Genomic DNA, 17,885 nt, shown 5'->3' with positions numbered 1-17,885 from the left:
TCCGGGACCACTCTTCGTCGCTTAGATAAAATAACTTTCTGCCCATCCAAACCTCCTATCATCAGAAAGCTTGAATCACAGTTCCAATGTCACGAAAAGCACCAATTGAGTACAGACCCTAGAGCAGTTTGAGTCTCAACCTGGATCAGCTATAGAGTATCCGTTCTGGCGGCTGGCATCAGCGCGATGTCGATCTCAGAAGCCAGCTGCGGACTTTGAGCAGCGGGTTGCATGACAAGTTCCGGCGGCGGATGCTCAAGCCGGTTCGTGTAAATCACAACCCGCGATCTTGCGTTGAAATCGATCCGCGTGATCGAGGTGTTGCGGGGCTCCCGGTTGGCCCGCCAATGACTGCTGTAGTGTTCGCCCGTCCGCACCAGGCAGGTCCCGAAAGAGGCCAGATCTCGCCGGACCATGAGCGTGCATGATCTGGCGTTACTTGCTTGGCGATGAAGCTGCCTTTACCACGCGTTCCCGGTGCAGTGTATAGACGCCGGTCGCCACGATGATCAGCGCGCCGAACCAGGTCCAGCCGTCGGGCAGTTGGCCGAACACAAGCCAGCCATACATCGTGCCCCAGATCAGCAGGCTGTAGTGCACCGGTGCCAGCACCACGGCCTCGGCCAGCTCCAGGGATTTAATGATCATGGTCTCCGCCGCCGCGGCCATCAGCGCGATGGAGGCCAGCAGCAGCATCTCGAGGCCCCAGGTAGGTGTTTGCCACACGAAGGGCAGGGGCAGGCTCAGCAGCAGGATGGCGACCAGCGCTGTGTAAGCGACGGTCGTCTCGGTCCGGTCGGATCCGCTGAGCCGGCGCGAGATAATCTGGCGTAGGGCGAAGCAGCTCGCCGCGACCAGCACCAGGGACATGGCGGGATGAAAGACGCCTAGTCCTGGACGGATCACGATGAGCATGCCGACAAAGCCGATGGCGATGGCGGTCCAGCGCCGCGGTCCGACGTGCTCGCGCAGCAGCAGCGCCCCCATGACCGTCACCAAAAAGGGAGCGACGAAAGAGACGGCCACTGCATCGGCAAGCGGCACGAAGGCGACTGCCACGATGAAGAGCGTTGCGGAGGCCGCTGCCAGGGCGCCGCGCCCGATCTGCAGCCAGGGATGTGCCGTCCGCAGCAGGCCGGGCCCACGCAGAGCCAGCAGAACCAGCACGCCGAGGACGAGTCCGAGTTGGCGCGACCAGGCGATCTGTATCGGGTCCAGGCTTTCGGTCAGGAATTTCGCCACGGTGTCCACCGCCGAGAACAAGAAGAATCCACCCGCCATGAGGAGGATGCCGCGCAGGTTGTTGGCCTGGCGCGGCGCGGCTTTGGCCGTTCTAATGACGGGGAAGGCGATAAGGCGGCTCCGAAGGGCGTAAGGAGGGAAGCGGGATCTGCATCCGGTTTAGCCCCCTGCTGGCCGGAGGTCTATCTAAAAGACACCTACCGTGGATAGCCGTGAACCCGTGCAGTACCTGTTCTTCTACGCCCACGGCGTTTATGCCTCCAAGAAAAACAGCGTCCTCGATGACACGGGTGGCGCCCGAGCGCAGGGCGACGGTGACCTTCGCGCCAGAAGTAACAGCCAATCCTGTTCGTGAAAAAGATGGTTCCCGGCCCTTCAGTTGGATCGATTGCTGCGCAGCAGGGTCCGGAACGGCCAAAACCTGCACAATAAGAAGGGTTGTATCCCTTTCCCCGGCTATCGGCCGGAGCATCGCTCAGCACCGGTATCTGTGCTAGAAGGGACGCCAATCTCAGCACGCAGGCGTGGGGGATGAGACGGGAACAGCGCTTTGTTGGAACGTAAAAGGGAAGAGCGGTGGAAAGCTCGCGAATGCTTGACGACAGATCGGCGGCACGTCAGCGCGCCGATGCGATCTACGAGGAAATCCGCAAGCGGATCTGCACAAACCGCTATCCGCCGGAGACAAGACTGCATGAGGAGGCGCTGGCATCCGAGTTTTCAGTCAGCCGAACGCGGAAGGCTTTTAGATCTCATGATGAGGGAGTCCCGAGAGCTTGCTGGAATTCACATGATCCCAAGACTTGAAACTGAAAGACTGCTTCTTCGTGTCCCCGAAATGAAGGATTGGCCGGACTACGCAGAGCTGATGCTGTCGCCGCGCGCCGTCTACATGGGTGGACCCTTCACGACGCCCGTGGCCTGGGGTATGTTCTGTCACGATCTGGCTCAGTGGCAACTCTTCGGACACGGCGCGTTGATGATCGAAACGCGGGAAACAGGTCGCTGCCTGGGACAGGTCGGCATCAATTACGGCCCCCTCTTCCCGGAGCATGAACTGGGCTGGATTCTCTACGAGGACGCCGAAGGGAAGGGCTATGCCTGCGAGGCCGCCCGCGCATTGCGCAACTGGGCTTTTGAAGTTCGCGGCCTTAAGACACTGGTCAGCTATATCGACCCCGAAAACACGCGGTCGCGCCGGCTGGCGGAGCGGCTGGGTGCGACGCTGGATCCCGCGGCGCCCGGTCAGGATCCCACCGACCTTGTGTTTCGGCATCCGCGCCCCTGACCAGATACCTAGTTGAGGACTTCATGACAGGATCTGTCTTTATGAATTAAAGCTGCATGAATTAAAGCTGCCGAAGTCTTCCGTATCCTGTATCAGTTATGCTTATTCACCTTGAAGAAGCGCAGGCATGAAAAGACAGCGGCTGGATATCAGGGACTGGGAGGCTTTCGTTACGCTCACCAGGCTTCGTCACTTCGGTCATGCCGCTGATGAACTGGGAATCACTCAGTCGGCCATATCCCAGCGGATCGCGAAGCTGGAGGGAGATCTCCGCTTGAAGCTTTTGATCCGCTCGAACCAGGGTGTTGAGCCGACCGACGCTGGCCGCGCGCTCCTGCCCGAGGCACGGGCCCTGATCGCCGCCAAGCGCAACGCGTTGGAGGCCGCCGCGGCCATCCGGGAGGAGGGGGCGCGGCCGCTCAGATTGCTGCTTTCCAACGCGATCATTCATACCGCTATCCTGCCGAGGCTCCGGCACGCTCTGGAGGAGGCACAAGGATCGGCGTTTCAGGTCGATGTGGAAGCCGCCGACGAGGTCGAGTCCAGTCTGGCAAGCGGTGAGTGCGATCTCGCATTGACCACCCTGCCCATGGCCCGGGAGGACATCGAGGAACGTCTGCTGACGCGTCTGCCCATGGCGGTCGCCGTTCCCGCGGATGTCGAACTCAAGCAGGTGCATATCAAGACCTTGTGTCGCCATCCGCTTCTGATGGTTCCGCGCGATACGGAACCGGATCTCTTCGACCGTCTGCTGGTTGCGGCCCGAAGTGCAGGTCAGGTGCTGCAGGTGGCCCAGCCCATCGTCGCTTTTCCCTCTATTCTGGCCATGGTGGCCATGGGGAAGGGGTGGGGCATCGTGCCTCTCGCCATGAAGGGCGCGACCCCGGATGGCGTAAAGGTTCTGCCATTGCAGATGCGTGAGCCTCCGGTAATCCGGGTTTTCATGTCCTGGCGTTCCTCCAATGTCTGGGCGGGCAAACTGGTCGGGGCTCTCAAGTCAGATGATTATAGGCCTGATTAGAGTTTCTAATACGCACCTCGCTCCAATTCATTAGAGTTTCTGATCCGGAGTGGGCTAAAACATGGCCGCAGCAGGCGGGAAGATTGCCGTCGCCACAACGTGGACCATGGAAAGCGGGCAGGAGAAGGAAGCGATGAAACGGCTTGAGCTCACTACGGGACTCAATGGCTTTGCCACCTGGACCGCCATCTACCGCGACCGGGTCGAGCTTTACCTCAGCCCGGCCGCCCGCACCGCCATCACCAAAGCGCACGAAGTCGTTCAGCGCGTCGTGGCGCAGGGCGGGGCCGTCTATGGCATCAACACCGGCTTCGGGCGCCTCGCGGGCAGTGTGATTGCGGACGATGCGATGGCGGCCCTGCAGAAAAACGTTGTCGTCACCCACGCCATCGGCTCCGGCCCGGCACTCTCGATTGCCGAAACGCGGCTCGTCATGGCCATGAAAATTGCGTCTCTGGCCCAGGGTCATTCGGGGATCCGGCCCGCGCTGGTCGAATTCCTGATCGGGATGTTTAATTGCGATCTCCTGCCGGTGATTCCTTCGCAGGGGTCGGTGGGGGCCTCGGGAGATCTGACCCCGCTTGCGCACCTGGCCGCAGCCATGATCGGTGAGGGCACAGTCACTTTTGGTGGCGAGATCGTACCTGCGGCCGAGGCCCTGGCCTCTGCCGGTCTGGAGCCCCTGAGCCTTCAGCCCAAGGAAGGCCTGGCCATGTTGAACGGCACGCAGGTCTCGACCGCGCTCGCCCTGGCCGGTACCCTGGAGGCGCGGCAGGCATTTGACACGGCCGTCATTGTTGGCGCTTTGACCACCGAGGGCCTGCTGGGGTCGGTCGGGCCCTTCGATGACCGCCTTCACCGGATCCGCCGACAGCCCGGCCAGATCGAAGTCGCCCGCCGCCTGCGCGCCTTGACCCGGGGCAGTGAATTCCGGGACAAGGACCTGGCCCATGGCCGCGTCCAGGATCCCTATTGCCTGCGCTGTCAGCCCCAGGTCTACGGCGCCTGCCTCGACCTCCTGAACAACGTGGAGGCCACGCTGGAACTTGAAGCGGACGCGGTGACCGACAACCCCATCGTCTTTCCCGAAACCGGAGAAATCATCTCGGGCGGGAATTTCCATGCCGAGCCTGTTGCCTTTGCCGCCGACAACATCGCCCTGGCGGTCTGCGAACTCGGCGCTCTTTCGGAACGCCGCCTGGCGATGATGACCGACAGCAGTCTCTCGGGCCTGCCGCCCTTCCTGACCGATGACCCCGGGGTGAACTCCGGTTTCATGAGCGGACAGATCGCCGCTGCGGCCATGGTGGCGGAGAACCGGCAAAAGGCGCACCCGGCGTCGGTGGACAGCGTACCGACCGTCGTGAACTACGAGGATCACGTTTCCATGGCGACCCACGGCGCCCGTCGGCTGTCGGCCATGCTCGAGACCCTGAATAACATCCTTGCGACGGAGCTTCTGGCTGCTGCGGAAGCCTGCGACCATCAGGGTCTGGAACTCTCCTCGCCCCTCGCAGAGGTGAAGGCCCTGGTCCGTAAGCATGTCGCGCGCATGAACAGCGACCGGGCCTTCGGTCCGGCTTATGAAGCGGCGCGCGAGATGGTGAAGTCCGGGAAAGTCGCTGCCCTTTGCCGGGGAATTTAGCGCGCCGCATTTCGGGCCGCTCGGCAGCCCTCACGTTACCTGCATAAATACATAGGGCTTCTGCAGCTCTGGGGCTTCACTTTGCTCCGATCAGCAATTAATTACGACACCAAAGATTTTCATTCGCAGGCATCTGATATTTCAAAGCCTGAATTTCTGTTTCATTCTCTCATCCAGGAAGGGAACGAACCATGCGTTCCACTACACATTTGCCCAAACTGCATTTGAAGGACCTGTTCGGCGCCGTTCGTCTTGCGAGCAATATTCCGGGCGGACCGATGCGCCCTGCCGCCGAAGCGGAGCGCGCAGGTGAAGGTAACGCCAAGGCGGCCAGAAAGAAAATCAAAGCCGCAAAATCCAAGCGGAAACGAAAATAAACGGATCTTTGGTTCTGTCGGCAGCGGGCTCCTGGTCATTGAAATTTCGTGACTTAGGAGCCCGCAGCGTGGAATTTTCAAAAAAAGAAATCCCTGTCGGGAAGGCCTTAGAGACTCCTGCCATGCGGCCCCGAATAGGCGCGTTCCACGCGGGCGACACGCAATTCGTACTGCGCGTACCATTGTTCCATACCGTGTTTCTGCGCGACCAAATGCTGGGAATCCGCTTTCCAGGTCTTGATGCTTTCTTCGTCTTTCCAATAGGAAACCGTGATTCCGACACCCTCGGCATCTCTTACGTTTTCCACACCCAGGCAACCGTGATTATTGATTGCCAGATCGACCATCTTGCCGGCCATGTCGTCGTATCCCGAGGGACTGCTGTCGTTGAGACGGCTGGTGAAGACGACGGCGTAGTAGGGGGCTTCGGGTGTTTTAGCGAGGCGTTCACTCATTCGAATCGTTCCTGTGCAATGTCCAAGTGGGTGATGAGTAACGAGAGAGCTGCCTCCCGATTGCCCGACTTGCAGGCCTTAAGGATGGCGTGATGCTCTTCGATACAGGTTTGCCGTGCTTTCGACCCGAGCGGCTGGCCGAGGTAGGCGCGAATGTTGGTGCGACGCAATTCGGTGATGAGCCGGATCAGTGTCGCACTGTTACAGGGGCGATAAAGTGCCAGATGAAAGTCGATGTCTCTTTGCGCGAGGTGCTGTGTTTCGGTCTCGATCTCAAAAAGTTCCAGCGCCTGCTGGGCGAGGAGCAAATCCCTTTCCGTGAGGTGATTAAAGGCCTGAGAAAGAGCCTGCGGTTCCAGCGTGCGCCGAATTGCGAGTATTTCTTGTGGCGCCGATCGCGGAAGGCCCCGGACTTCCAGTGATCTGTCCGCGCGGCGGGTCAGTAATTTTTTTTCGGTCAGAATCTCGAGAGCGGTTCGGACAGGTTGGCGGCTGACGCCAAAGCGCTCCGCCAGTGCGACTTGATGCAGGAGTTCGCCGGGGCGCAGTTGGCCGAAAACGATCTCATTTTCGACCGTCTCCACGATATGGTTCGCGGCTTTTGTACTCATGGATCCAAATAACCAATGTCGTTCAAAAAAGTCAACTTCAATCCATTTTCTCCATAGATAAGAAATGCTTAAGGGTGTACGAACGTGTCCCTCTCCGCCCCGGAGTCTTTACCGCTTTTAGGGTAGATAGCCTTTACGTCAGATCGCCGGAGCCGCGATTCTGTTTCCCTCTAAAGATGCGAATCCGTTCTAAGTTTTTTCGTTGGATCAGATTCACACGCACGCGTGATCGCCTTCGGCGACTCCATCACGACTTGATCTGACTTAAGCCGCCGCCGCTGCGTCCTTCACCAGTGAGCGCAGCCATTTGTGTTTCGGCGAGGCGTTGTCGCGCTTGTGCCAGTAGTGGTGAAAATTCAGGGTCGGGGCCGGGAAAGGGCAGGGGAAGCTGGCGAAGTCGCTCATGATGAAGTGCCCGAGGCGGGAGGGCAGCGTTGCGATCAGCGGTGTGCCGCGCATGAGGGTCGAGAGCGCGATGAAGCCCGGGACCTCCAGCGTGAAATTGCGCTGATAACCAGTCTTAACCAGCATCTCGTCCACCAGACTCCGGTTCTCGTTGGTGAAGCTGACCCGTGCATGCTGGGCCTGGACATAGGCCTCGAGGCCGCGGGGCGGCTCGATTACCTCGGCGTCGTAGAAGCAGGTGAAGCTCTCGGTGAAGAGCAACTGACCCATGATGTCTTCACTGTCACGCAGCGAGAGCGGCGAGATCACCAGATCCGTGCGGCGTGCCCGCAGGTCTTCGATGATGCGTCCGGCGGTATCGATGATCTTGAGCCCGGCCCTCGGGGCTTCTTCCCGGATCTTGCGGAAGACCTTGGGCATCAGCAGTTCACGCTGATAGTCGTGGGCGGAAATGACGAAGCGGTCGGTCAGCTCGGCCGCGGAGAAGTCCTCGGCCTCACCCAGGTCCTTCAGACCGTCCAGCAGGCTGTCCACCCGACCCGCCAGGCGGTCTGCCCGCTCGGAGGGAATGATATTCCGCCCCGACTTGATGAAAAGCGGGTCGTCCAGCAGATCGCGCAGCCGGGCGAGGCCGTGGCTGACGGTGGACTGATTGACGCCCAGACGGGTCGCGGCGGCCGTCACCGATTGCTCGTCGTAAACGGTCTTGAACATCAGCAGCAAGCGGCCGTCCAGGCTCAAATAATCGAATTTCTTCATATAATTTATCAAACACATGCGATTGATCGATACAAGATGAATTCGACATACTGCTGAGGCCGGGTGCATGCAGTGTCTGTTCCTGCGCCTGCTCTTGCGTCCCCTTCTCGATTTTCGGCAGCACATGACCCTCAACATCCGCCTTTTTGCCTTCATTCTGGCCGTTCTGTCGGCCCTGGCGCCTTTTTCCATCGACACCTACCTGCCCGCGATCCCCGCGATGGCGGACTATTTCGGCGCGTCGGTGCATCATGTCGAGTGGTCGATTTCCTCCTATTTCTTCGGTTTTGCGGTCGGGCAGCTTCTGGGCGGGCCGCTCTCGGACTCGCTGGGGCGGCGCAAGATCGCGCTCTGGGGCCTCCTGCTTTTCACCCTCTCCAGCATCGCCATCGCGCAGGTGGACTCGGTCGACTGGCTGATTGCCCTGCGGGTGCTGCAGGCCATCGGCGGCGGCTTTTCGGTCGTCGTTGTCACGGCCATGGTGCGGGACCGCTTCGAGGGCCGGGAGGCCGCGCGTATCTACACCCTGATCGGCTTTATCATGATGGCGGCGCCCTTGACGGCGCCCGCGATCGGGGCGGTGATCCTGGAGTTCCTGCAGTGGCAGGCGATTTTCATCTTCCTGGCGCTCTATGGCCTGGCCACGATCGCCGGCGTCGGCGCGTTGCTGGCCGAGACGCGCAGCGTGAAGCGAAGCGCGGCGAGATCTCTGGGGGAGTCGGTGCGCTCGACGCTCGTGACTTACGGGCGGATCCTGACCCACCGGGGCGGTCTGGCCTACATGCTGGCCATGGGTTTCTCCATGGGCGTGCTCTTCGTCTACCTGACTGATTCAGCCTTCGTTTTCATCAAGTATTACGGCTATTCCCACACCTCCTTTCCAATCTTCTTCTCGGCCAATGTGCTCGCGATGATGGCCTTCAACCGGGTCAATGCTCTGCTCCTCAAGCGGCACGAGCCCGACAGCATCCTGCGCTTTGGTCTGATCCTACTGGTGGCCCTCACGCTGTTGCTGTTGGCCAGCGCGGCCTTTTCCGGCGATCAGATCCTGGTGTTTCCGCTTTTGCTGCTCGCCATCGGCAGCCTGAGTTTCATCTCCACTAACGGCACCGCCTGCTTCATGGCCCACTTCGGCGAGGAAGCGGGCGCCGCCAACGCGGTGCTGGGCACCCTGCGCTTCGTTTTCGCCGCGATCCTGGGCGGCTTCGTCGGCTTCATCCACGACGGCAGCCTCCTGCCCATGACCGGCATGATCGCCTTTTGTGCCGCAGCGGCGCTGGCGTCCTACAAGTTCCTGCGGACCGAGGCGGTCGAGGGTAAGAAGCCTGTTGAAGCTTGAGCAAACAACGCGATGGTCTTGCCGCTGCCGCCCGCTTGATCGCAATCTTGTTACGACCGCTCTCCAGTTCTCTGCCCGAATCCTCCTTGAAGCCTCGAGGATTTTTAGCCTTACTTCTTTGAAGATGAATCTCGAGAGTAGGAATTTCCATGGCAGGACCACTGCAGGGTTATCGCATTATCGATCTGACCGCGATGATATCCGGACCCCTGGCGACCATGATTCTGGCGGATCAGGGCGCCGATGTGATCAAGATCGAGAGCCCCAAGGGTGGCGATTACACGCGGCAGGTCTCCAACCGCCGCTCCGGGCTGGCGGCCTCCTTTCTGAACAATAACCGCAACAAGCGCTCGGTCTCCCTGAACCTCAAGGACCCGCGCGGGATCGAAGTTCTGAAGAAGCTGGTCGCGGATGCGGATGTCTTCGTGCAGAATTTCCGCCCCGGCGTGATTGAACGCATGGGGCTGGGCGAGGACGAGATCCGCATGATCGCCCCGGAAATCGTCTATGTCTCGATCAGCGGCTTTGGCGAGAAGGGTCCCTATGCCCACAAGCCGGTCTACGATCCGCTGGTGCAGGCGCTCTCGGGCCTGACCACGGTGCAGGCGGGCTCCGACCAGGAGCGCCCTCGGCTGGTGCGCACGATCCTGCCCGACAAGCTGACCGGCGTCACAGCCTCCCAGGCCATCACCGCGGCCCTTTTGTCGCGCGAACGCACGGGGCGGGGGCAGCATGTGCGCCTCTCCATGCTGGACAGTGTCATCGCCTTTCTCTGGGGCTCGGACATGGGCAGCCAGACCTTTGCCGGGGCCGAGTTGCCCCAGCAGGCGGCGCAGAGCTTCATCGACCTGATCTATGAGACCAGCGACGGCTATATCAGCGTCGCGGTGCAGTCCGACAAGCAGTGGGAAGGCCTGACCCGCGCTCTGGAGACACCCGAGTGGCTCGAAGACCCGCGCTTCAAGACCCCGGCCTTGCGCCAGACCAACATTGACGCGCGTCTGGAGTTGACCCAGAGCGTCCTGACCACGCGCAGCTCGGAAGAATGGCTGGCCCGCCTGGAAGAGCAGGATGTGCCCTGCGTTCCGGTGCTGACCCGCAGCGACATGATCAGCCATCCCCAGGTGGTGGCGAGCGGGATCGTGATGGAGAGTGACCATCCCCACGCCGGACGTCTGCGCCAGGCCCGGCCCGCCCCGCGCTTCTCCGAGACACCGGCCGAGTTGCGCCACGGCGGCGCCCTTCTGGGGGCGCACAACGATGAAATCCTCGCCGAGCTCGGATTTGGTGACGCGGAGATCGAAGCTCTGCGGGAAGAGGGTGTCCTGGGCACGCCCGTGGAAGCGGCAAAGGCAGCGGAATGATCGATTTCTATTACTGGCCGACCCCTAACGGCTGGAAGGTCGCCATTCTGCTCGAAGAGCTGGGTATTCCTTACAACACGATCCCGGTGAACATCTCCAAGGGAGATCAGTTCAAACCGGAGTTCCTGGCCATCAGCCCGAACAACCGCATGCCCGCCATCGTCGATCACGACGTCACGGGGGATCCGATCTCGGTCTTCGAATCAGGGGCGATCCTCTATTACCTTGCCGAGAAGACAGGCCGCTTTATCCCCGCCGATCCGCTGGGCAAGAAGGAAACCCTGGAGTGGCTCTTCTGGCAGACCGGCAACCAGGGCCCCATGGCCGGACAGCTCAGCCACTTCGTGAACTACGCGCCCGGCGACGAGGCCTATTCCAAGACCCGCTATGCCAACGAGTACGACCGCTGTCTGGGGGTGCTGGAACGGCAGTTGGAGGGACGGAGTTTCATTCTCGGCGAGGACTATTCCATCGCCGACATGATCAACTGGCCCTGGGTTCTCATCGCCAAGCCGCTGACCCGCGACCTCTCCGGCTTTCCCAACGTCACCCGTTGGCGTAAGGCCGTCAAGGAGCGTCCGGCGGTCCAGCGGGCCGTCGACCTGGGCAAGGAGTTCCGCCGCTCCGCCCCGCCCAACGAGGAAGAGCGCAAGATCCTCTTCAGCCAGAGCGCGGAAACCGTGAAGGAACAGATTGGCAGGGGCGCCGGTGAAACATGAGAGGGCTGCGCCAGTCGAGCTTTCGCTGTGAGCCTCAAGCTCAAATATGATGTTTGATGATCTCTATAAAATAGATTGGGCGCATATCTGTCAGGCCCATGGAGACAGCCACGAAGTTCCCACTGCGATTGAGGGTTTAATTTCGCCTGATCCTGAGGTTCAAGAATCGTCATATTGGCGCTTAGACAATCATATTGTGCTTCAGGCAGATTTGCATGAAGCAGCATTTTATGTGGTCCCGTTTTTGGCGGAGATTTTGAAGGCTGGCTTACGACCGGGAAGAAAGTATGTTTATCGCTTGCTTATCGAAATCGCGAATGGTTCAGCACCGGATGATCGAACCTGTCACTACGACGGAACTGAAATGCCGTTGACTCAAGCTTGTAGAGCGTCGATCGGGGAAAGCGTTAATCTGTACCTCGATGAACTCAGTACCCGAGATCGAGACCTAAGAATTGAGGTGTTAGATTTATTGGCCTCCCTACAGGTTCATAGAGATAGGATTTTGTCACACCTCACGGCGATGAAAGCACGTGGCGAGTTTGATCAAATTGACAATGAGTTGGGGGAAGCCATCTCAATGATGAAAGACGGCTAAACCGACGTCTCGACAACGACTATTTTCATTTTATCCCTGCGCTGTCGCTCGTAGACCTTCCGCCTTGGCGGTTGCGCATTGCCAAGAGTAACGTCCCGATGCCGAAGAGGGTTAGTGGCAGTGTTGTAGGCAGCGGCACGGCAACCGGGCTGGACGCTCCCTCCGCGAAGACAAGATCGTCGATGTTGAAGCTGTCGGTCGACAGCACGTTGTCGTTTGAGAAAACGATGGTCTCAAAGGCTGTGTCGGCGACGAAACCGACGAAACCGATGAAGCCGCTCGAACTCACATCGCCGTTGATATCGTGGAGCAGGAAGCTTTCGAGCCCATCTCCTCCGTCGAACGTGACCTCTACGCCATCGGGCGCCGCTTCGGAGAGCCCGAAGCCAAAGCCGATGATCGGCATGGGGAAATCCCAGGTAATCGTGTCGGCGAGCTCGTTCGTCGAGTTGTTTACGGAGTTGCGGTAATAGCCGCCGTCGTGGAAAGGAACGACGGAATTGTCGTCGAGAAAGACCGAAACCGGCGCATTGGTCGAGACGATACCGCTGTCGAGGGTGATTTGCTCTGCGCCCGGGATGGGATTGTCGAAGGGGTCTTCCATCAAGGGCGCGCCGGCCACGGCCGCTTCGAAAGCGTTACGGTCATCAAAGGTCATGATCGCCGCGCTGGAGGGCGTCGGCAGGAGGTTCGTCACCGCCAAGGCGATAACGATCCATCCGATATTTTGGGAGAAGGTCATGAAAAATCCTTCCTAAATTTTCATAGCTAATTGAAATTAGTAATAAAAATTACTTTCGAGATTTGTATGCCTGTAAGCCTACATTTGAGGCTTCGCGCCGTGAACCCGCAGGGCCGCAGGAAGTTGCTGCAGTTTTGCATGGCAAATGAACGCCGCGTGTTTCCTCCCTATCGCCTTTGACGCTCACGTGAGCGCCGCTTATGTTGTGAATTCTTCTCATTCGCAACATTAAGGTAAAGATTGCCGATATGTTCACCAGGCGGGAATTCGTCGCGGCGGGGCTCGCCGGCGCGGGCGCGGTCGGGTCCGGGATTGCGCTGGCGGAAGGGCTGACGGGGCAGGGGGCGCGGGCTTCGGACCGGCCCGCCGATGTTGTGCTCAAGCCCCAGCAGATCAATCACCCGGTCCTGTCCGGCATCACCACAAAAGGCATGATGTCCTATGCTCCGGCCGGTCCGGCGCCGGTGCTGCGCATGAAGCAGGGAGAGGCCTTCGCCGCCGATCTTATCAATGGTCTCGATGAGGCGACGACTATCCATTGGCACGGCCTGCGTATTCCCAATGCGGTCGACGGCGTGCCCTTTCTGACTCAGCCCTATGTCTACAAGGGCGAGCGCTTCCGCTACGCCTTTACGCCGCCCGATGCCGGGACCTTCTGGTATCACCCCCACTGCAACACGCTGGAGCAGATGGGCCGGGGCCTGACCGGTCTTCTGATTATCGAGGAGCCGGAAGACCCCGGTTTTGACCAGGACCTGGCGCTGAACCTGCGGGATTTCCGGCTGGGTGACGACGGGCAGTTCATTCGCCAGTTCAAGCCTCGCCTCGCCGCCAGGGGCGGCACGCTGGGCACGGTGATGACCGCGAACTGGCGGGTCGAGCCGCGCTATGAGGTGAGCAGCGGCGGTCTGCTGCGCCTGCGCCTGGCGGCGACGGATGTGACCCGCGTCTACCGCATCTCCGTTATCGAGGAAGACACGCAGGCCGCAGCCGACGTCCGGGTGATTGCTTTGGATGCCAACCCGGTTCCGGTTCCCTTTCCGCTGGAGGTCTATCCGATCGGCGCGGGACAGCGGATGGATTTGGCGATCCGGCTTCCGCGTGAAGAAGGCAAGATCCTGCGCATCGAGACCCAGAGCGGCGCGGGGCCCCGCGTTCTCGCGACGCTGATCACCAGGGGACCCGATCTGGGCCGGTCCTTTGCGGAGTTGAAGCCGCTCCCGCCCAATCCGGTCCTGGAGCCGGATCTGGCCAATGCCACGACACTGCCCTTCACCTTCTCCTGGTCGGCGGAGAAGTCGGGCATGGAGAGCATCTGCGGCACGCTTGGCTATAGTTTCTGGGCCATCAACCGCGTGCCCTGGCCCGGAGATGTCCCGGACCCCGGCGGCCCGCTCGCCGAATTGAAGCAGGGGCAGAGCTACATTTTCCGCCTGATAAACGAGACCCCCAACAGCCACCCGATCCACCTGCATGGGATGAGCTTCAAGCTGCTGCGCTCGAATAAGCGCAAGCTCATGCCGCTGGTGAGCGATACCGCCCTTTTGCTGCCGAACGAGCATATGGAGGTGGCGCTGGTCGCCGACAATCCCGGCGACTGGGTCTTCCACTGCCATGTGATCGAACATCAGAAGAGCGGCCTGACCGGTTATGTGAGGGTCGTCTGAACAAAAAAAAGCGGCTGCTGTGGCAACCGCTTTCTCGACTAATGGGATCGGCTAAGAATCAGCTGTCCAGAGCCGCCACGACGATGATCTCGACCTTGAAATCAGGCGTGGCCAGGCGCGATTCGCCGGCGGCGCGGGCCGGTGGGTTGGCGGGGTCGACCCAGGCGTCCCAGACGGCGTTCATCTCGGCGAAGTCGTCCATGGAGTCCAGCCAGATGGTGGCCTGCAGCAGTTTGGATTTGTCAGAGCCCGCTTCGCCCAGCAGGCGGTCGATGCTCTCTAGGATGGCCGTGGTCTGCGCGGTGACGCTCTGGCCCGGTGCGCCGACCTGACCGGCGAGGTAGACCGTGTTGCCGTGGATGACGGCCTGGCTCATGCGGGGGCCGGATTCGAGTCTGCGAATGCTCATGGAGAAGTTCCTTTCGGTTGAGATTTGATACGTGGTTCCGCCTTTAGGTTCGGAAACGGGCCGGTGACAGGGCCGAGATGGTTTCATCTGAAACTATGTCCGACGTCGGCTGCCCCATGATCAACGCTGCGGCGACCTGCGCCATGGCCGGTGAGGTCTGGATGCCGTAGCCGCCCTGGCCCGCGAGCCAGAAGAAATTCTCCGCCGCCGGATCGAAGCCGACGACCGGCGTGCGGTCCGAGGCAAAGGTGCGCAGGCCCGCCCAACTGCGCAAGACCCGGGTGACCTCGACGCTGGTGGCGGTCTCGAAGCGATGCACACCCTCGGCCAGGACCATGTCGTCCGGATAGACATCGTGTGGCTCCACGGGATCCTCATCAGCGGGAGAGACGAAGAGATGCCCTGCATCGGGCTTCATGTACCAGCGCTCCTCGACGTCGCTGACCAGGGGCCAGGCCATGACGTCGTGACCTTCCGGTGCCGGGATCACGGCGATCGATCTGCGCATGGGTGTCAGCCCGACCGGCGCGAGGCCGGCCATCTCGGCAACTTTATCGGCCCAGGCACCTGCGGCGTTGACGATGGTTTCGGCCTGGAACGCCCCTGCGCCGGTCTCGATCTCCCAAATGCCATTCTTATGTGCCAGCCGGGTCACCCGCGCCTTGGTGCAGACCTCTCCGCCCGACCGCTTGAACTTGCGCAGCCAGCCCTGATGCAGGCTGTTGATATCGATGTCACGGGCGTCTGCCTCATAGGCCGCGGCAAAGATCGAGTCCTGTTTCAGGATCGGTATCCTGGCGACGGCCCTCTCCGGCGTCACCGGGTCGAGACCCTGGGACTCGCCCAGCAGCGCGTCGAACTGCGCGCGCCCGCTTTCCTCCGCCAGCGCAAGATGTCCGCGCGGGCTCAAGAGCGTGTGCTCCGAGATATCTGCTGGCGGCGATACGAGGTAACTCTCGCTGGCACGCGTTAGGGCCCGAATCGGCGCATTGCCATAGTTGAGGATGAAGACGGCGGCGGAGCGGCCGGTCGAGTGGTGGCCCGGTTGATCCTCTGCTTCGAGCAGCAGGCAGCGGCGATCACCGCACAGCATTGCGCCGGCTCCGGCACCTGCGATGCCGCCGCCGATAATCGCAACGTCGTAGGCCGCGGCCTGCGTCATGTTCGGAGTCCATTGTTGTTTGCACCGGAGGCCTGAAGCAGCCAGGCTGGTGTTCCGTCCCAAGCGGGCGAAGACCCGATGTGAAACCAATTCGGCGGCGGAGACAAGCTCTTTGCGGACGAATTTTTATCCTGACGCTTTTGAGATTCCGGCACATCCCTGTTTCCGGCTTGCCACGCGGAGGTTGTTGCTGACCCGTTCCCGCTAAGCTGCTATATCGCTGATAATGCAAGTGGATCCTACCGAAGCTTCACAACAGCCCGCACAACCGGAAAACAACCAGATCGTAGCCTTCTGCCTGCTGGTTGTGTGCGGCGGCGTGCTCGCAAAGCTCTATCTGGACCTGCATCTCGCGGGCTCGGTTGCGTCCATGGCTCTGGTCGCCTTTGCTGTTCTGGGCCGCCCCTTCTTCCGCTTTCGGGAGTTCTTTCTGCTTTCGCTGGCGGTGGCTCTGACGCTGACGGCGATCGCGACCCGCCCTGATGTCGTTCCCTTGGTCGCCGGGGCTCTGGACCGCGCGGCCTTTCTGGCGGCCTTCATGATTCTGCTCGCGTTGTTGCGGGATGGGGCCGTGACTTCACCCTCGGTTCTCGCCGTGGGCCGCTATCTGACCCGGCAGCCGCCGGGCCGGCGCTATGCAGCCCTGCAAACCGGCGGCCATTTTCTGGGGGTGATCCTGAACTTCGGCTGCCTTAGTCTTCTGGGACCCCTCATCCAGCGCGGGGTTCGTGCGAGCAACGAGGAAACCGGCGGGGCCAATCCGGATCGCGTTAAGCCGGATAACAAGATGCCGGATAACGCTATGAATGCCAGGGTGGCCGCGATCCGCGAGCAACGCCAGATTACCGCTCTCAGCCGCGGTTTCTCCTGGATCGTCGCCTGGTCGCCGACCACCATTTCACAGGCCTTCGTTCCACTTGTTCTCGTGGGTGTCCAGCCGCTGCGCATGGCCGCGATGGGGGCGGGCATCACGCTGATTTTCTTTCTGGCGGGCTGGCTGGAAGATCGCGTCAGAGGGCGGCGTATCCGCGCGGAGCTCTCGGAACTGGGGCAGCTGCCCGTACCGAACCCTTTGCCCTTTCCCAAGACGGGTTTTCTGCGCTTCGGGCTGGTTTGCGCCGTCCTGGCGGCCTTCAGCACGGCCGTTGTCATCTGGAGCGGCAGTGCGATCGTTCCGGCCCTGATGCTCACGGCACCGCTGGTCACGGTGGTCTGGATCTGGTTGCAGAACCGGACGCTCGAAGGTGGCTGGCAGGCCACGCTGAAGCGCGGCCAGGAGATCGTCACCCGGTCTATTCCGAACAGCTCACCTGAGGCGCTGACGCTCTCGGTGGCCGGCTACTCGGGCATCATGGCGGCGGGGCTGACCGATGCCGAAGCTTTGGCCGCCTGGATCGGCCTGGATGCCATTCCGCCCCTGGCCATTTATCTGGCCACGACCGCAATCGTCCCGCTGGCCTCGAATTTCGCGATTCCCGCGATGCTGGTCGTAACCTTTTTGGGCAGCCTTTTCTCAGCCCTGCCGCAGCTTAACCTGGACCCGACTCTGCTTGGCTTTTCCCTGATCATCGGCTGGGGGCTTAATCTGGTTGGCTCGCCTTTTAGTGCGACATCCCTGGTTCTTGCCCGCGTGACGGGTATTCCGGGCACCACCTTGTCATGGCGCTGGAACGGGCTCTACAGCTTGATTTCCTTCGGGATTTCAGCAATTTTTCTGGCCGTTTTGACATCACTTTGAAGACACATCCGGAATGAGCTGTTGTGTTTTCGGTTTTTCCTGAAAAAATGCCGCCAAACGGCAGTTAGGGCGGTCAACAGCCTAGAGCAGATCAAGTTTAGACAGAATCGCCGAAGGTGATCTGTCGAGCTTGTGAATCTGCTCTCGTTATATGAGATAGATCGGATTCACATGTTTCGGCGAAACCACAAATTGGTTCCGACTAAACATGATCCGATCTAGGGTCGGGACTCAATTGATCCACCAAGTGATGGAAGCGGCGAGGCATATGGCCGCGAGGAAGGTGTCGGCACGCTTGTCGTAGCGGGTCGCTATCCTCCTGAAATCCTTGAGCCTGCAGAACA

20 protein-coding genes and 1 pseudogene are annotated in these 17,885 nt (G+C 60.6%); 12 read left to right on the top strand and 9 right to left on the bottom strand.

Translation table 11 applies throughout. The features are described 5' to 3' along the window. Positions 1-149: 149 nt before the first annotated feature. Both FKG95_RS29330 and FKG95_RS29325 read right to left on the bottom strand, forming a co-directional pair. Complete coding sequence (locus tag FKG95_RS29330) at positions 150-416, bottom strand: hypothetical protein (RefSeq protein ID WP_142900030.1); 267 nt, start codon at positions 414-416, stop codon at positions 150-152. A 19-nt stretch (positions 417-435) separates the two neighbouring features. Beyond that, positions 436-1,290: a DMT family transporter gene (locus FKG95_RS29325; protein ID WP_281281525.1), complete on the bottom strand. Its 855-nt coding sequence runs from the start codon at positions 1,288-1,290 to the stop codon at positions 436-438. Between the two features lie 154 nt (positions 1,291-1,444). Here FKG95_RS29325 and FKG95_RS29850 point away from each other — a divergent pair, with 154 nt between their 5' ends. From FKG95_RS29850 to FKG95_RS29300, 6 genes are all read left to right on the top strand, one after another. Next, positions 1,445-1,597 carry a hypothetical protein gene (locus FKG95_RS29850; RefSeq protein ID WP_179954339.1) on the top strand — a complete coding sequence of 51 codons (153 nt, stop codon included), beginning with the start codon at positions 1,445-1,447 and terminating at the stop codon, positions 1,595-1,597. A gap of 236 nt (positions 1,598-1,833) precedes the next feature. Continuing rightward, a complete protein-coding gene (locus FKG95_RS30500; protein WP_142900028.1) occupies positions 1,834-2,049 on the top strand; it encodes a GntR family transcriptional regulator in 216 nt (71 codons plus the stop codon). Next, positions 2,033-2,530: a GNAT family N-acetyltransferase gene (locus FKG95_RS29315; protein WP_142900027.1), complete on the top strand. Its 498-nt coding sequence runs from the start codon at positions 2,033-2,035 to the stop codon at positions 2,528-2,530. Before FKG95_RS30500 ends, FKG95_RS29315 begins: the two co-directional genes overlap by 17 nt. Positions 2,531-2,657: 127 nt before the next feature. Then, the gene (locus FKG95_RS29310) at positions 2,658-3,551 is read left to right on the top strand and encodes a LysR family transcriptional regulator (RefSeq protein ID WP_142900026.1); all 894 of its coding nucleotides are present in this window, start codon (positions 2,658-2,660) and stop codon (positions 3,549-3,551) included. A 133-nt stretch (positions 3,552-3,684) separates the two neighbouring features. Then, positions 3,685-5,196, top strand: coding sequence for a histidine ammonia-lyase (hutH, locus tag FKG95_RS29305; protein ID WP_425456794.1), 1,512 nt, complete (start codon positions 3,685-3,687; stop codon positions 5,194-5,196). A gap of 191 nt (positions 5,197-5,387) precedes the next feature. Beyond that, positions 5,388-5,573 carry a hypothetical protein gene (locus FKG95_RS29300; protein ID WP_142900024.1) on the top strand — a complete coding sequence of 62 codons (186 nt, stop codon included), beginning with the start codon at positions 5,388-5,390 and terminating at the stop codon, positions 5,571-5,573. Positions 5,574-5,680: 107 nt separating this feature from the next. Here FKG95_RS29300 and FKG95_RS29295 read toward each other — a convergent pair whose 3' ends face one another. The 3 genes from FKG95_RS29295 to FKG95_RS29285 form a co-directional block, all read right to left on the bottom strand. After that, a complete protein-coding gene (locus FKG95_RS29295; protein WP_142900023.1) occupies positions 5,681-6,028 on the bottom strand; it encodes an antibiotic biosynthesis monooxygenase family protein in 348 nt (115 codons plus the stop codon). Then, the gene (locus FKG95_RS29290; RefSeq protein ID WP_142900022.1) at positions 6,025-6,639 is read right to left on the bottom strand and encodes a GntR family transcriptional regulator; all 615 of its coding nucleotides are present in this window, start codon (positions 6,637-6,639) and stop codon (positions 6,025-6,027) included. Before FKG95_RS29290 ends, FKG95_RS29295 begins: the two co-directional genes overlap by 4 nt. Before the next feature lie 264 nt (positions 6,640-6,903). Beyond that, entirely contained in the window at positions 6,904-7,803 is a 900-nt protein-coding gene (locus FKG95_RS29285) for a LysR family transcriptional regulator (RefSeq protein ID WP_179954338.1), read from the bottom strand. A 67-nt stretch (positions 7,804-7,870) separates the two neighbouring features. Here FKG95_RS29285 and FKG95_RS29280 point away from each other — a divergent pair, with 67 nt between their 5' ends. From FKG95_RS29280 to FKG95_RS29265, 4 genes are all read left to right on the top strand, one after another. Further along, complete coding sequence (locus FKG95_RS29280; RefSeq protein WP_142900020.1) at positions 7,871-9,142, top strand: multidrug effflux MFS transporter; 1,272 nt, start codon at positions 7,871-7,873, stop codon at positions 9,140-9,142. Positions 9,143-9,291: 149 nt separating this feature from the next. Further along, positions 9,292-10,506, top strand: coding sequence for a CaiB/BaiF CoA transferase family protein (locus FKG95_RS29275; protein WP_142900019.1), 1,215 nt, complete (start codon positions 9,292-9,294; stop codon positions 10,504-10,506). Next, positions 10,503-11,225, top strand: coding sequence for a glutathione S-transferase family protein (locus FKG95_RS29270; protein WP_142900018.1), 723 nt, complete (start codon positions 10,503-10,505; stop codon positions 11,223-11,225). The genes FKG95_RS29275 and FKG95_RS29270 overlap by 4 nt, the downstream gene beginning before the upstream one ends. Positions 11,226-11,271: 46 nt before the next feature. Then, a complete protein-coding gene (locus FKG95_RS29265) occupies positions 11,272-11,823 on the top strand; it encodes a hypothetical protein (protein ID WP_142900017.1) in 552 nt (183 codons plus the stop codon). 25 nt (positions 11,824-11,848) lie between these two features. On the opposite strand, the gene FKG95_RS29260 is transcribed toward FKG95_RS29265, so the two are convergent. Next, a complete protein-coding gene (locus FKG95_RS29260; RefSeq protein ID WP_142900016.1) occupies positions 11,849-12,565 on the bottom strand; it encodes a hypothetical protein in 717 nt (238 codons plus the stop codon). Between the two features lie 248 nt (positions 12,566-12,813). Between FKG95_RS29260 and FKG95_RS29255 the strand changes: the two genes are divergently transcribed. Then, a complete protein-coding gene (locus tag FKG95_RS29255; protein WP_142900015.1) occupies positions 12,814-14,232 on the top strand; it encodes a multicopper oxidase family protein in 1,419 nt (472 codons plus the stop codon). 58 nt (positions 14,233-14,290) lie between these two features. On the opposite strand, the gene FKG95_RS29250 is transcribed toward FKG95_RS29255, so the two are convergent. Both FKG95_RS29250 and FKG95_RS29245 read right to left on the bottom strand, forming a co-directional pair. Continuing rightward, the gene (locus FKG95_RS29250) at positions 14,291-14,641 is read right to left on the bottom strand and encodes a RidA family protein (RefSeq protein ID WP_142900014.1); all 351 of its coding nucleotides are present in this window, start codon (positions 14,639-14,641) and stop codon (positions 14,291-14,293) included. Between the two features lie 43 nt (positions 14,642-14,684). Then, on the bottom strand, positions 14,685-15,803 hold the full coding sequence (locus FKG95_RS29245) for an NAD(P)/FAD-dependent oxidoreductase (RefSeq protein WP_142900013.1): 1,119 nt from the start codon (positions 15,801-15,803) through the stop codon (positions 14,685-14,687). A gap of 232 nt (positions 15,804-16,035) precedes the next feature. Here FKG95_RS29245 and FKG95_RS29240 point away from each other — a divergent pair, with 232 nt between their 5' ends. Beyond that, positions 16,036-17,541, top strand: a complete 1,506-nt coding sequence (locus tag FKG95_RS29240) for a hypothetical protein (protein ID WP_142900012.1) — start codon at positions 16,036-16,038, stop codon at positions 17,539-17,541. A 231-nt stretch (positions 17,542-17,772) separates the two neighbouring features. On the opposite strand, the pseudogene FKG95_RS29235 reads toward FKG95_RS29240, so the two are convergent. Next, positions 17,773-17,885 (bottom strand): annotated as a pseudogene (locus FKG95_RS29235) (IS5/IS1182 family transposase); the annotation flags it as partial.

The organism is Denitrobaculum tricleocarpae, assembly GCF_007004665.1.
In the GTDB taxonomy this organism is placed as follows: Bacteria; Pseudomonadota; Alphaproteobacteria; order Kiloniellales; family Kiloniellaceae; genus Denitrobaculum; species Denitrobaculum tricleocarpae.
This window is presented reverse-complemented; position numbering and strand designations above follow the sequence as displayed.